Annotated in this window: 11 protein-coding genes; 4 read left to right on the forward strand and 7 right to left on the reverse strand. The window is 62.7% G+C overall.

Features of this window, described 5'->3' with window-relative positions:
* Positions 1-81: 81 nt before the first annotated feature.
* From IGS60_RS17365 to IGS60_RS17375, 3 genes are read right to left on the reverse strand one after another with little or no spacing between them, the layout of a single operon-like run.
* Positions 82-1,041, reverse strand: a complete 960-nt coding sequence (locus tag IGS60_RS17365) for a GGDEF domain-containing protein (RefSeq protein ID WP_230505646.1) — start codon at positions 1,039-1,041, stop codon at positions 82-84.
* Positions 1,042-1,046: 5 nt separating this feature from the next.
* Complete coding sequence (locus IGS60_RS17370; protein WP_070222465.1) at positions 1,047-1,673, reverse strand: chemotaxis protein CheC; 627 nt, start codon at positions 1,671-1,673, stop codon at positions 1,047-1,049.
* A 2-nt stretch (positions 1,674-1,675) separates the two neighbouring features.
* Positions 1,676-2,044: a response regulator gene (locus tag IGS60_RS17375; RefSeq protein ID WP_070222443.1), complete on the reverse strand. Its 369-nt coding sequence runs from the start codon at positions 2,042-2,044 to the stop codon at positions 1,676-1,678.
* Positions 2,045-2,252: 208 nt separating this feature from the next.
* Here IGS60_RS17375 and rpiA point away from each other — a divergent pair, with 208 nt between their 5' ends.
* On the forward strand, positions 2,253-2,930 hold the full coding sequence (gene rpiA / locus IGS60_RS17380) for a ribose-5-phosphate isomerase RpiA (protein WP_230505647.1): 678 nt from the start codon (positions 2,253-2,255) through the stop codon (positions 2,928-2,930).
* Between the two features lie 36 nt (positions 2,931-2,966).
* On the opposite strand, the gene IGS60_RS17385 is transcribed toward rpiA, so the two are convergent.
* Both IGS60_RS17385 and IGS60_RS17390 read right to left on the reverse strand, forming a co-directional pair.
* Entirely contained in the window at positions 2,967-3,491 is a 525-nt protein-coding gene (locus IGS60_RS17385; RefSeq protein ID WP_230505648.1) for a DUF6622 family protein, read from the reverse strand.
* 171 nt (positions 3,492-3,662) lie between these two features.
* On the reverse strand, positions 3,663-3,935 hold the full coding sequence (locus IGS60_RS17390; protein WP_034750797.1) for an oxidative damage protection protein: 273 nt from the start codon (positions 3,933-3,935) through the stop codon (positions 3,663-3,665).
* Between the two features lie 219 nt (positions 3,936-4,154).
* Between IGS60_RS17390 and kdsA the strand changes: the two genes are divergently transcribed.
* The gene (gene kdsA / locus IGS60_RS17395; protein ID WP_230505649.1) at positions 4,155-5,000 is read left to right on the forward strand and encodes a 3-deoxy-8-phosphooctulonate synthase; all 846 of its coding nucleotides are present in this window, start codon (positions 4,155-4,157) and stop codon (positions 4,998-5,000) included.
* A gap of 44 nt (positions 5,001-5,044) precedes the next feature.
* Here the strand turns inward: kdsA and argA are convergent, their stop codons facing one another.
* On the reverse strand, positions 5,045-6,355 hold the full coding sequence (gene argA, locus IGS60_RS17400; protein WP_046685875.1) for an amino-acid N-acetyltransferase: 1,311 nt from the start codon (positions 6,353-6,355) through the stop codon (positions 5,045-5,047).
* A gap of 56 nt (positions 6,356-6,411) precedes the next feature.
* Between argA and hrpA the strand changes: the two genes are divergently transcribed.
* Positions 6,412-10,620, forward strand: coding sequence for an ATP-dependent RNA helicase HrpA (gene hrpA, locus IGS60_RS17405; RefSeq protein WP_230505650.1), 4,209 nt, complete (start codon positions 6,412-6,414; stop codon positions 10,618-10,620).
* 751 nt (positions 10,621-11,371) lie between these two features.
* On the opposite strand, the gene IGS60_RS17410 is transcribed toward hrpA, so the two are convergent.
* Complete coding sequence (locus tag IGS60_RS17410; RefSeq protein WP_230505651.1) at positions 11,372-11,956, reverse strand: PRC-barrel domain-containing protein; 585 nt, start codon at positions 11,954-11,956, stop codon at positions 11,372-11,374.
* 412 nt (positions 11,957-12,368) lie between these two features.
* Here IGS60_RS17410 and IGS60_RS17415 point away from each other — a divergent pair, with 412 nt between their 5' ends.
* Positions 12,369-13,556 carry a PHB depolymerase family esterase gene (locus IGS60_RS17415; protein WP_230505652.1) on the forward strand — a complete coding sequence of 396 codons (1,188 nt, stop codon included), beginning with the start codon at positions 12,369-12,371 and terminating at the stop codon, positions 13,554-13,556.
* Positions 13,557-13,600: the final 44 nt, after the last annotated feature.

The following is a 13,600-nucleotide window of genomic DNA, read 5'->3' on the forward strand; positions in this document are numbered from 1 at the left end:
TATTGTTGCTGCAATCAATGACGAGTCTACGCACACGCCATAAAGATGTCTACTGGAATCCTTTGCCCTGCGTTGCTTTTTTTACAGCGGCTGCACCATCACGCGGTTGCGCCCGGCGCCCTTGGCCAGGTACAGGGCGCGGTCGGCGGCGCCGATCAGGGCGGAGATGGTCGGTTGCTGCTGCGGGTGCTGGGTGGCGATGCCGATGCTGACCGTGATGTGCTTGACCTCATTACCCGTCTTGGCATGCGGAATGCGCAGTCCGGCCGCGTGCTGGCGGATTACCTCGGCCATGCGCAGCGCCTGCGCCGCGTCCGTGTCGGGCAGGATGGCGGCAAATTCCTCGCCGCCATAGCGCGCCAGCAAGTCTGTGGGGCGCTGCAGCATGGCGGCCAGTTCGGCCGCGACGCGGATCAGGCAATCATCACCTTGCTGGTGGCCGTAATGGTCGTTGTAATCCTTGAAGTGATCGATATCGATCATCAGCAGCGACAGGGGGCTGCCCGTGCGCATGGCGCGCCGCATTTCCTTCTCGATCGCCACGTCGAAGTGGCGGCGGTTGGCGATGCCCGTCAAGCCGTCGGCAAAGGTTTGCGAACGCAAGACCATGGTCTGTTCGCGCAGCAGCTTTTCGCGGCCCACGGCGATGGTGACATCATTGATCTGGATCAGGCAGTGGCGCGGCGAATCGGGCAAATTGATCGGCGTGACGGCGATCGCCTGCTGCATGCGCTCCCGGCCTTCGGCCGCGCCATGCGTGTACAGGGGAAACGGCGCCTTGTGCAGGGTTTGCGACAGCAGCGACTGGAAATTGTCGCGCAGGGCCTGGGTGATGGCCGAATCGATGCGCTTGTTGCGCAGTTCCGGATAGACGGTGAAGAAATCCTGGCCCAGCACGGCGTCGGCCTGGCATGCCGAGTGGCGCGCCATCCAGTGGTTCCACAGCACGATGCGGTGCTGCTCGTCGAGCACGATGGCGCCCAGGTTGACGGCGCCGAGTATGCTCTCGAGCAGGGCGAGTCGGTGTAAGGCATCCGGCATGATCGTCACGCCTGTCCCAAGACCTTGGCCAGATAGTGGCTGACCTGCTGCTTCAGGTCGTGCAGGGCGGACAGGTCGAGCACGAATGCCACATAACCGTGGATCTGGTGCTTGGACAGCACGAAGTCGATATGCAGCATCAGTACGACGGCCTCGTCATCGTGGCCGCCGAACGAAGACAGGATTTCCGCGCTGGTACCCACGTGGTACAGGGGCAGCGAGCCATGCAGTTCGCTGTCGAACAGGTTGGCCAAAGTCCCTACGCAGGAATTGAGGATGATGTTGCCGATTTCGCTCATCGCTTCCTGTTCCATCTCCGTCAGTTCCTGCAGCGGCATGGCGTCGCCCACCATCAGGCGCACGATTTCCAGGCTTTTATCTTCGGGAAACATCAGGATGGCTTCGGTGGCGAAGGCGCCATCGTAATGCTGGCTGACGCCGCAGATGCGTTCGCCATCCTTCTTGCTGCCCAGCAATGCAGCCGCATCGGCCCGGTTCAGAAAAGTGATCGACGGCACCGACATGGTGACTTCTTCATTGACGATCTCGCTCATCGCGGCGGCCGCATGGCCCACCCCGATGTTGAATATCTCCACGAGGGCATCGTTTTCCAGTTCGGAGAGATTGACCATGCTCACAGTCCCAGTGACTCGATCAGCTGGTGGATGCGGGTTTCCGTGATCGGTTTTTCCATGAAGCCGACACGAAGTTCGATGGCGCGGTTGCGGATGGCGTTTTGCACGTTCGCCGTGACGAGAACGATGTGCGTTTGGGGGCACAGCGCGCGCAATTGTTCCGCCGCCGCCACACCGCCCATGCCGGGCATGTTGACATCCAGTAATATCAGAACAGGGCTGACAGTCTTGACTTTTTCCAGGGCTTCCTCACCCGTCGCCGCCTCAATCACTTGCCAGTCGGCATGTTTGCTGAGGATGAACTGATGCGACATCAGACGTGAAACCCGGCTGTCATCGACAACAAGTACCTGCTTACTGTGATTCATGTGCTATTCCTGAAACGTCATATCGGTCAATCGTTCCATTTTCGCATATTTTAGAGGGCATAGAGAGTAATTGGCTGGGCAATTGCCTTGGGGAAAGTCTTTTCCACTTGCCTGTTGTATCCCGTCGCCAGGTCCGTCATCATGGCCGGCTGGCCGGGCCGGCAATCCGTTAAAATAGCGGCATTCCTCACTTTAGCCTTTTTTTGCCATGACCCAAGACGAATTGAAGCAAGCCGTAGCCCGCGCCGCCATTAACTTTGTGGTGGACGGTGAAATCATCGGTGTCGGCACCGGTTCCACCGCCAACTTTTTCATCGATGAACTGGCCAAGATCAAGGACCGCATCAAGGGGACGGTCGCGTCGTCCGAAGCGACGGCCGCGCGCCTGGCCGGTCATGGCATTCCCGTCTTCGACCTGAACGACGTCGAGTCGATCGCCGTCTACATCGATGGCGCCGATGAAATCACGGCCAGCGGCGCCATGATCAAGGGCGGCGGCGCGGCATTGACGCGCGAAAAGATTGTCGCGTCCGTCGCGAAACAGTTCGTCTGCATCGCCGACGGCTCCAAGCTCGTCGAGACCCTCGGTGCCTTCCCGCTGCCGGTGGAAGTGGTGCCGATGGCGCGCGCCGCCGTCTCGCGCCAGCTGGCCGCGCTGGGCGGCACGCCCCGCTTGCGCCTGAAGCCTGGCAGCACGGAAGCCTTCATCACCGACAATGGCGGCGAGATCATCGACGTGCTGGGCTTGCAGATCGCCGACCCGGTGGCGCTGGAGCAGCAGATCAACCAGATCGTCGGCGTCATCGCCGTCGGCCTGTTCGCTGTGCGCGGCGCGAATGTCTGCCTGCTGGGCATGCCGGAAGGCGTGCGTACCTTGGCGTACTAAGGTGATAGCCGGCGTCTGCCGGCATTTGCACTTGTCTTACACGGCGGCCCCTTGCGGGCCGCTTGTCATGTGTGCCTGGCGGTACACGGCCACGGTGCGCAGCAAGCCGCCGAGGAAGATGCCGCTGAAGCAGCCATAGGCGAGGCAGACGGGCACGATGAAGCCGGTCGCATGGGCGTAGGCCGGCGCGATGGCCAGGGTCACGGCCACCGCATACTTCATGCAAAAGATACTCATCATCAGCATCAACGGCACCCAGCTGCCGGGACGCTGCACGCTGGCCCGCTCGGGTATGGCGACGATCTTGCGCGCATCGCTCAGCGTCCATGCCAGCGCCGCGCCGGCCAGGGCGCCGGCGGCCCAGGCGAACGGCGCCACGCCGGCCAGGCCGAAACTGCCCTGCACGCCGCTCAGCGACAGGGCCAGCATGACCAGGGGAATGATGCACAGCTTGCGCAAGGTCACTTCGCGTGCGCGGCTGGCCAGCACGCCCCGGTAGACGAGGAAGCCCAGGATGGCCCAGACGTAGAGGGGAGTGTGGCTGAAGATGTGCTGCAACATGGTGTCCGCCTTTGGAGTGAGGTTGTCGATGGATGTACTGTGCCAGCGGGCGGCATGGGCGGCGAGCGGTGTGCGACGAAACGGGGAGGCGGTGCCGTGAAACGGCGGAGGAGGGCGTGAAACGCAGGTGAAACTGCCCGTGACGCGGCGGCCACGGGCAAGCGATAAAACTTATTCCGTTGGCGGCACGTAGCCCATGGCGGCATCGGCGCCATCGCCGAAGAAATGCTTTTCCATCTGCGTGGCCAGGTATTTGCGGGCGCGCGCGTCGGCCAGGTTCAAACGGTTTTCATTGACCAGCATAGTCTGGTGCTTGAGCCAGGCGGCCCATGCTTCCTTCGACACGGATTCGTAAATCTTCTTGCCCAGTTCGCCCGGGTACGGCGGGAAATCCAGTCCTTCGGCTTCCTTGTTGAGTTTGATGCAGTGGATCGTGCGGGCCATCTGTGCTCCTGAATCAGTGTAGAGATAAAGCGTGATTATAAGGCACTTTGCGCCTGCCCTCGCGGGGCCGTCGCGGCCTGGCGACACGCCGTTTGCCGCGCCCTTGCGCTGGATCAAATTTGATCTGCGCCGCCCTAGCTAGTAAGATGCCTTATCGCGCCAGCCGCTGGCTGCGCCTCTTCCAAGCAAGTAGTAACAATTAACCAATATGGAATCCCTATGACCTCAGTGAAAGTCCATGGCATCGATGTCAGCAATACCGGCAGCTTCGCGCTGTTTGGCGGCATCAACGTGCTCGAATCGCGTGATCTTGCCATGCGCGCCTGCGAAGAATATGTGCGCGTCACGCAAAAACTGGGCATTCCCTATGTGTTCAAGGCCAGCTTCGACAAGGCCAACCGTTCCTCGATCCATTCCTACCGGGGACCGGGCCTGGAAGAAGGCATGCGCATCTTCCAGGACGTCAAGGCGGCGTTCGGCGTGCCCGTGATTACCGACGTGCATGAGCCATGGCAGGCGCAGCAGGTGGCCGAAGTGGTCGACGTGCTGCAATTGCCCGCCTTCCTGGCGCGCCAGACGGACCTCGTCGTGGCGCTGGCGAAAACGGGTAAAGTGATCAACATCAAGAAGCCGCAATTCCTCAGCCCAGGCCAGATGGCCAATATCGTCGAGAAATTCAAGGAAGCGGGCAACAATCAGTTGATCCTGTGCGACCGCGGCACTTGCCTCGGCTACGACAATCTGGTGGTCGACATGCTGGGCTTTGGCGTCATGAAAAAGACCTGCGACGACCTGCCCATCATCTTCGACGTCACGCACGCCCTGCAGCAGCGCGATCCCGGCGGCGCCGCTTCGGGCGGCCGCCGCCAGCAGGTGGCCGACCTGGCCCGCGCCGGCCTGGCCGTCGGCATCGCCGGCCTGTTCCTGGAAGCCCATCCGGACCCGGACAATGCCCGCTGCGACGGCCCCAGCGCCTTGCCGCTGGACCAGCTGGAGCCGTTCCTGGCGCAGTTGAAGGCGCTCGACGATCTGGTCAAGTCGTTTGCGCCGCTGAATATCAAATAACGATCCCAATGTGAAAAAGCCCGGCATGCCGGGCTTTTTCAGTTTTACAGTGTCTTGATCAACACCTGCGACTTGCGCTGCCAGTTATACATGTGCTGGCGGTCCTTCGGCAAATCGTCGACGGTGGCCGGCACGAAGCCCCGTTTCTTGAACCAGTGCGAGGTGCGCGTGGTCAGCACGAACAGTTTGTTCAGGCCGGCGGCGCGCGCGCGGTTTTCCATGTGTTTCAGGATGCGCTCGCCGTCGCCCTGGGCTTGCACTTCCGGGTTGACCGTCAAACATGCCATTTCCGCCATCTTTTGCGCGGGGAACGGGTACAGGGCGGCGCAGCCGAAGATCACGCCGTCATGCTCGATGACGGAGAAATAATCGATTTCGCGCTCGATCAGCTCGCGGCCCCGCTTCACCAAAGTGCCGTCCGCTTCCAGCGGCTCGATCAGTTTGATGATGCCGCCCACGTCTTCGATGGTGGCCTGGCGCAGGCTTTCCAGGTTTTCATGGCTGATCATCGTGCCCACGCCATCATGGGTAAACAATTCCAGCAGGGCGGAACCGTCCATCGAGAATGGCACGATGTGCGAGCGCTCGACGCCGTTGTGGCAAGCCTTGACGCAATGCTTCAGGTAGAACGCCGTGGCGTCGGGCAGGAAGCCGGCCATCAGCACGGCTTCGGCCTGGTGCGACGACAGTTCGCGGATTTCCACGCCCGTGGCGTCTTCCATCATCGGCGTTTCGGTAATAAAGATCAGCTTGTCCGCGTGCAGGGCGATGGCGGCGCTGCACGCCACGTCTTCCATGGTGAGATTAAACGCTTCGCCCGTGGGCGAGAAGCCCAGCGGCGAGAGCAGCACCAGGCCGTCCGAACCAAGGATGGAATGGATGGTTTCTGCATCGACCTTGCGTGTGATGCCCGTCAGTTCCAGGTCCACGCCATCGATCACGCCCAGCGGGCGCGCCGTGATGAAGTTGCCGGAAATGATACGGATGGCCGCATGCGACATGGGCGTGTTCGGCAAGCCCTGGCTGAACGCGGCCTCGATATCGAGGCGCAGCTCGCCGGCCGCTTCCTTGGCGCATTCCAGCGCGGCGATGTCCGTGATGCGCACGCCGTTGTGGAAGCGGCCTTCGACGTTACGCAAGGCCAGTTGTTCCGCCACCTGCGGCCGCGAGCCGTAGACGACGGTGACATTGATGTCCAGCGCATGCAGCAGGGACAAATCATGGGCCAGCACCTGCAGCGCCCCGGCGCTGACGAGTTCACCGGGGAAGGCGACCACGAAGGTCTTGCCGCGAAAGGCGTGGATGTAGGGCGCGACGGAGCGCAGCCATTGGACGAATTGGGTAGGGTTTTCCATTAAGCGCATTATAATTCGCTGCGCGATGTGCGCGCTTAAAATACCTGTAAAAAACAATGTCTTCAGCCAGCAATAAGTCTTCCCCTCCTTCCACCGTTGCAAATGTGCCCGCCAGCGGGGGTGTTGCCACGCCTGCCGCCACGCCTGCGCAAGGCCGATCACGCCCGCCCGTGAGCCAGCAAAGGCAGCAGCCGCCACGCGCGGAACAGCAGAAAGAGCAACAGCGACAGCAACAGCAGCAGCGCGCGCCGCGTCCGCCGCGCGAGGGGCAGGCGCCGCGCAATGACCAGGCCAGCCGCGAAAGCCGCGAGAGCCGCGACGCGGCCCGCGCCGCGCGCGAGGCGGAAAAGGCCTTCCGCAACCCGCTGCCACCGATTACGTATCCGGAAGACTTGCCCGTTTCGGGCCGGCGCGAAGAAATCGCCAAGGCCTTGACGGAAAACCAGGTCATCATCGTCTCGGGCGAGACGGGGTCCGGCAAGACGACGCAGTTGCCGAAGATTTGCCTGGAGCTGGGACGCGGACAGAAGGGCATGATCGGTCACACGCAGCCGCGCCGGATTGCCGCCTCGTCGACGGCCAAGCGCATCGCGCAAGAACTGGGCACGCCCTTGGGCGAAACCGTGGGTTTCAAGGTGCGCTTTAACGATACCCTGAGCCGTGGCGCGTCCGTCAAGCTGATGACGGACGGCATTCTGCTGGCCGAGACGCAGACCGACCCCTTGTTGAAAAACTACGACACCATCATCATCGACGAAGCGCATGAACGCAGCCTGAATATCGACTTCCTGTTGGGTTACTTGAAACAGTTGCTGCCGCGCCGGCCCGACCTGAAGATCATCATCACCTCGGCCACCATCGATGCGGAACGCTTCTCGCGCCATTTCGGCACGCCGGAAAAACCGGCACCCGTGATCGAAGTGTCGGGCCGTCTGTACCAGGTGGAAGTGCGCTACCGTCCCGTGGAACGCGAGCAGGTGGCCATGCCTGGCGCAGGCAGCAATGCCGACAAGCCGGGCCAGCGCACCGCCGCTGCGCGCGAAAAGCGCGACTTGATGGATGCCGTCGTCGATGGCGTGGAAGAGCTGTGCCGCATCGGCTCGGGCGACGTGCTGGTATTCCTGCCCGGCGAGCGCGAAATTCGCGACTGCGCCGAAGCGCTGCGCAAGCACCATCCGCCGCATGTGGAGATTTTGCCCCTGTTCGCCCGCCTGTCGGCCGAGGAGCAGGAACGCGTCTTCAAGACCAGCAATGCGCGCCGCATCGTGCTGGCCACCAACGTGGCGGAAACCTCGCTGACGGTGCCCGGCATCCGCTACGTGGTCGACGCGGGCCTGGCGCGCGTGAAACGCTACAGCTACCGCAACAAGGTCGAACAGCTGCAGGTCGAACCGATCGCCCAGTCGGCCGCCAACCAGCGCGCCGGCCGTTGCGGCCGCGTGGCCGATGGCGTGTGCATCCGTCTGTACGAAGAGCAGGATTATCTGCTGCGCCCGAAATTCACGGAGCCGGAAATCCTGCGCTCCTCGCTGGCCGCCGTCATCCTGCGCATGAAGTCGCTGCACCTGACGGACGTGGAAACCTTCCCCTTCATCGAGCCGCCGCTGGCGCGCGCCATCGCCGACGGCTACCAGCTGCTGCAGGAACTCGGTGCCGTCGATGAAGTCAATAAACTGACGGCGCTGGGCAACAAGCTGGCCAAGCTGCCGCTGGACCCGCGCGTGGGCCGCATGATCCTGGCCGCGCTCGATAACGCGTGTCTGACGGAAGTGCTGATCGTCGCCTCCGCGTTGTCGGTGCAGGATCCGCGCGACCGCCCGATGGAACACCAGCAGGCAGCCGACGAGGCGCACAAGAAGTTTGCCGATGAAAAGTCGGAGTTCCTCAGCTACCTGAAGATCTGGCGCTGGTTCGAGTCCGCCATCGAGCACAAGAAAACCAACCGCCAGCTGCAGGACAATTGCCGCACGAATTTCCTGTCGCAGATGCGCTTGCGCGAATGGCGCGACGTGCATTCGCAGCTGCTGACCATCGTCAAGGAACAGGGCTGGCGCCTGAACGAAGCGCCCGCCACCTACGACAATCTGCACATGGCCTTGCTGACCGGTTTGCTGGGCAATATCGGTTTCAAGGGCGAGGACGAGCCGGGCGCCGGGTATCTGGGCGCGCGCGGCATCAAGTTCCACATCTGGCCCGGTTCTTCGCTGCTGAAAAAGCCGGGCAAGTGGATCATGGCGGCCGAACTGGTCGACACGACGCGGCTGTACGCACGCTGCGTGGCGCAGATCCAGCCCGAGTGGCTGGAAAAAGTGGGCGAGCACCTGCTGAAGAAATCGTGGGGCGAGCCGCGCTGGGAAAAACGTTCGGCGCAGGTGACGGCGTCCGAACGCGCGACTTTATATGGACTGGTGGTGTACAGCCAGCGCCGCATCAATTACGGCAATTTCAACTTGCCGGAAGCACGCGAAATCTTCATCCGCGACGCGCTCGTCGGGGGCGACTTCGACACGCGCGCGCCATTCTTTGCGCACAACCACAAGCTGATCAAGGATATCGAAAACCTCGAGCACAAGTCGCGCCGGCTGGACGTGCTGGTCGACGATGAGCTGATCGCCGCTTTCTACGACAAGCTGCTGCCGGCGGACGTGTGCAATGGCGCCGGCTTCGAGAAATGGCATAAAGAGGCCACGCGCGAGAATCCGAAGCTGCTGTATTTGAATCGCGAAGAGCTGATGCGCCACGAGGCGGCCGGCGTGACGACGGATCTGTTCCCGAAAACCATGTCCGTGACGGGCCTGGAAATGGGCCTGACGTACCACTTCGAGCCGGGCAGCGTGCGCGATGGCGTGACGTTATCGGTGCCGCTGTACGCGCTGAACCAGCTGCCGCGCGAGCGCTGCGAATGGCTGGTACCGGGCATGCTGAGGGAAAAAGTGCATCTGCTATTAAAATCCTTGCCGCAAAAGCTGCGCCGCCACTGCGTGCCGCTGCCCGATTACGCGGCGAAATTCTGCGAGCGCGTGCATGAAGCGGGCGTGTTCGGCCGGGGCGACCTGATCGACGCCATCATCCTCGACATCCGCACGCAGATCACGATCAATGTGCTGACGACGGACTTCAAGCCGGAAACCCTGCCTGCCCATCACTTCATGAATTTCAAGGTGATCGACGAGCATGGCCGCCAGCTGGACATGGGCCGCAACCTGGCCACCCTGCAGGCGGAATTCGGCGGCCAGGCGCGCCAGAGTTTCCAGAAGCTGGCCGAAGTGTCGGGCGTCTCCGGCACGGGCACGCCCGGTGCCAAGGTGGCCGGCGCGCAAGTGGCTTCGCGGCTGCAGGCGCAGGGCGCTACAGTTGCAGCAGGCAAGGGCGCATCCGCCGCCGCGCCGGCGCCTCCGAACGCCACCGTCTCGCAGCACATGGGTTTGACGGCCTGGACCTTCGGCGAATTGCCGGAGCTGCTGGAAATCGTGCAGGGCAAGCTGACCTTGATCGGTTTCCCTGCCCTCGTCGACAAGGGCACGCATTGCGACCTGGAAGTGTTTGACGACCCGACCGTGGCGGCGCGTACGCACAAGGTCGGTTTGCGCCGTTTATTTGCGCTGCAAATGAAGGAGCAGATCAAGTACGTCGAGAAAAGCATTCCCGGCTTGCAGCAGATGGGCATGCAATTCATGGCCCTGGGTTCGCAGGAAGAGTTGCGCGAGCAAATCATCAACAAGGCGCTCGACATCGCCTGCCTGCAAGATCCGCTGCCGCTGGACGCCGCCTCGTTTGCCAAGCGACAGGCGGAAGGCAAGTCGCGCCTGGTCTTGCTGGTCAATGAAATCGCCCGTTTGCTGTCGCAAGTGCTGACGGAATTTCACGGCTTGCCCAAGCGGCTGCAAAATATTCCCGCAGCGGCGGCCAGCGATATCCAGTCGCAGCTGCAGGGCCTCGTGCATAAACGTTTCCTGACGGAAAACGAGTACACGCAGCTCGCGCATTTCCCCCGCTATTTGAAAGCGATCAATGTACGCCTGGAAAAACTGCGCGCCGACCCCGCACGCGACACCAAGTTGATGGCCGAATGGCAATCGGCCGCCGCGCCGTATTTGCGCCAGGCCAAGGACCGCCAGGCCGGCAAGAACACGGATCCGAAACTGGTCGAGTTCCGCTGGATGCTGGAAGAGCTGCGCGTGTCGCTGTTTGCGCAGGAATTGCGCACGCCGATGCCTGTGTCTGCCAAGCGTTTGCAGAAGGTGTGGGAATCGATGCAGCGGTAGGTCGGATTAGCGCGTCCGCAGGGCGCGCGTAATCTGACAACATCGTTGGCCCGGGCGATGGGGGTGCTGGATGGTGCGCTGTTAACGGTGTCGCTGGTGGTGTCGGATTACGCGGCTGCGCCGCTAATCCGACCTACCCGACCTGCCCGACCAGTGCGACCTGCCCGATCTACGTTCTATCTTTATTGAGATCATCGTCGCTGAGCGATGAGCGCGAGCCGCTCTGGCTGCTGGTGCCGGCGCGGCTGCCGCTCATGGAGCTGCCGGACAGGCTGCCTTCGCTGCCCGATTGCAGGCTGGCGCCACCGCGCAGCGGTAGGTCGGATTAGCGCGTCCGCAGGGCGCGCGTAATCCGACGTCATCGTTGGCCTGGGCGATGGGGGGTGTTGATGGTGTCAATGGTGTCAACGGGTGTCGATGGGTGTTAACGGTGTCGCTGGTGGTGTCGGATTACGCGGCTGCGCCGCTAATCCGACCTACCTGACCTACCCGACTGTTCGCACGGGAATTGCGCACGCCGATGTCCGTTTCTGCCAAGCGTTTGCAGAAGGTGTGGGAATCGATGCAGCGGTAGGTCGGATTAGCGCGTCCGCAGGGCGCGCGTAATCCGACGTCATCGTTGGCTTGGGCGATGGGGTGGTGGATGGTGCGCTGTTAACGGTGTCGCTGGTGGTGTCGGATTACGCGGCTGCGCCGCTAATCCGACCTACCCGACCTACCCGACCAGTGCGACCTGTCCGGTCTGTCCGATCTACGTTCTATCTTTATTGAGATCATCGTCGCTGAGCGATGAGCGCGAGCTGCTCTGGCTGCTGGTGCCGGCGCGGCTGCCGCTCATGGAGCTGCCGGACAGGCTGCCTTCGCTGCCCGATTGCAGGCTGGCGCCGCTGCGCAGGTCGCTGCCCGATGGCATGCGGCTGCCGGCCATGGCGCCGCTGCTGTAGCGCGTGCCGCTGCCATAGAACGCTTCCATCTGCTGGTTCCAGGCATCGCTGCCCATGTCGGGCCAGTTGTTCTTGTCGAAGCCGGGAGCGTTTTTCAGCAGGTCTTTGTCCACGTTGAGCAGGAAGCGCTTGTTGACGGTGTCCAGGGTCAGGCGTTCCCAGGGCACGGCAAACAATTTGTCGCCCATGCCCAGGATACCGCCGAACGACAGCACGGCATAGGCGATCTGGCCGGTGCGCATGTCGAGCATGATTTCCTTGATGTCACCCAGCTCCTCGTCGTTGTGATTGTAGACTTCGTCCCCGATCAGGGTGTCGGCCCCCATCAGGGCTGGCCCCGGGCCGTCGTGGTTGCGGTACATGCCCAGGATGTCGCGGTCCAGATAGCTCATGGTGTTCTCTCCTCTGGTGAAATGCTGATCGAACATGCAGATTAAGCTTACGCACCTGTTCGCGTTTGATCTGCCTCAATGGTGTTAAGTAACCCCCAATAAATTATTATGATTTCTGACTTCCATAACCGGCGCTCTGCAAGGTGGCCGGCGAGGCTTGCCCACTGCTAGCAGTGCTCGCACTGCGTCGCAGTGGGCGCCTTGCATAGCATCCGGTTCTGTTCGTCATAAATTCACAATAATTTCCTGAGGATTACTTAGCGGCACTTTTATCCGTGTGCAAACGTACGGTGTGGTCGGCCAATTGCGGTACTCTATGCGTTCTACGGAGGAGGCCGCACATGCTGACGATGCAACGATGCAGAGGGATGAACTTGCGGTACGCTCCACCAAGACACGCGCGCCGAGCGCCATGGTAAAGCCCGCCACCAAATGGCTGCGCGGGCTATTGCGCGCCGGTAAGGCACAGCAGCGCACGGCAACCAAGCTGGCCAAGGTGCTGTTCGGGCCCGTGCCTGCCAAGCCCAGGGCCAAGCCCCGCAGCAAGCCTGTGGCCAAGACTAGGCCGACGCCGCGCGCCAGGCCCGCCAGCGACGCCGTGCCCTCGCTGGCGCCGTTTGCCACGCCCCTGTCGCCACCGCGCGTGCGCAAGCGAACGGCGCCCCCGCCGGGCAAGTGGCTGGCCGCCCACTACGCGCCGTTGGCGGAACTGGGGCAGTTGCCCGGACGGCGCCTGCCTTATTTTTTGTACCTGCCCGAAAAAGCGCCGAGCGCCGCCATGCGCAGCCGTGGCCGGCCGCTGCTGGTGATGCTGCACGGCTGCGAGCAGAGCGCCACGCAGTTTGCTGACGGCACGCGCATGAACCGCCTGGCCGAGCGCAAGGGCTATGCCGTGCTGTATCCGCAGCAATCGCTGCGCGCGCATGCGCGCCGCTGCTGGAAGTGGTACGACAAGCTGACGCAGGAGGGCGGCGGCGACGTGCGCCTGATCGTCGGCGCCATCGAGCAGGTGGCGGCCCGCTATGCGATCGACCGCGCGTGCATCTATATCTGCGGCATTTCCGCCGGCGCCGGCATGGCGCATATCGTGGCCCTGAATCACCCGCATCTGTTCGCCGCGCTGGGCCTGCATTCGGGTCCTGTGTTTGGCGCCGGCCATAACCTGATCGGCGCGCTGGGCGTGATGCAGCATGGCGCCAGTGCCCGCGCCGATGCGGCCATCGATGAAGTGCTGGCGCGCCAGCCCGCGTTCCCCCGCCTGCCCACCATCCTGCTGCAAGGGCAGGCCGACAAGGTGGTGCGTCCCATTAACCAGACGCAGCTGGTACGCCAGAGCGTGCGTGTGAACCGCATGCCCGCCGACACGCTGGTAACGGCGCAGCGCCTGCCCGGCGGCGCGGCGGGCGGGCGCAATCCAGCCCATGCCTATGCGCTGCATGATTATCAGGTGGGCAAGCAGGTGCTGCTGCGCGTGGCGCAGATCGAGCACCTCGAGCACGCGTGGAGCGGCGGCGACGCCAGCCTGCCGTTCAACGACAAGGCCAAGCCCGACGCCAGCAAGATGCTGCTCGATTTCTTCGCCAGTCACCGCCGCCGGTAAGCGGCCGCGCCGCGCGCCGACTGGTACGCATCGTTTTTCCCTTC

Source organism: Janthinobacterium sp. FW305-128 (assembly GCF_020858135.1).
Lineage (GTDB): Bacteria > Pseudomonadota > Gammaproteobacteria > Burkholderiales > Burkholderiaceae_D > Janthinobacterium.

Bases quoted from the DNA above. Each gene is read 5' to 3' on its own strand.
- IGS60_RS17365 (WP_230505646.1), bottom strand. From the start codon at position 1,041: ATGCCGGATGCCTTACACCGACTCGCCCTGCTCGAGAGCATACTCGGC.
- IGS60_RS17370 (WP_070222465.1), bottom strand. From the start codon at position 1,673: ATGGTCAATCTCTCCGAACTGGAAAACGATGCCCTCGTGGAGATATTC.
- IGS60_RS17375 (WP_070222443.1), bottom strand. From the start codon at position 2,044: ATGAATCACAGTAAGCAGGTACTTGTTGTCGATGACAGCCGGGTTTCA.
- rpiA (WP_230505647.1), top strand. From the start codon at position 2,253: ATGACCCAAGACGAATTGAAGCAAGCCGTAGCCCGCGCCGCCATTAAC.
- IGS60_RS17385 (WP_230505648.1), bottom strand. From the start codon at position 3,491: ATGTTGCAGCACATCTTCAGCCACACTCCCCTCTACGTCTGGGCCATC.
- IGS60_RS17390 (WP_034750797.1), bottom strand. From the start codon at position 3,935: ATGGCCCGCACGATCCACTGCATCAAACTCAACAAGGAAGCCGAAGGA.
- kdsA (WP_230505649.1), top strand. From the start codon at position 4,155: ATGACCTCAGTGAAAGTCCATGGCATCGATGTCAGCAATACCGGCAGC.
- argA (WP_046685875.1), bottom strand. From the start codon at position 6,355: ATGGAAAACCCTACCCAATTCGTCCAATGGCTGCGCTCCGTCGCGCCC.
- hrpA (WP_230505650.1), top strand. From the start codon at position 6,412: ATGTCTTCAGCCAGCAATAAGTCTTCCCCTCCTTCCACCGTTGCAAAT.
- IGS60_RS17410 (WP_230505651.1), bottom strand. From the start codon at position 11,956: ATGAGCTATCTGGACCGCGACATCCTGGGCATGTACCGCAACCACGAC.
- IGS60_RS17415 (WP_230505652.1), top strand. From the start codon at position 12,369: ATGGTAAAGCCCGCCACCAAATGGCTGCGCGGGCTATTGCGCGCCGGT.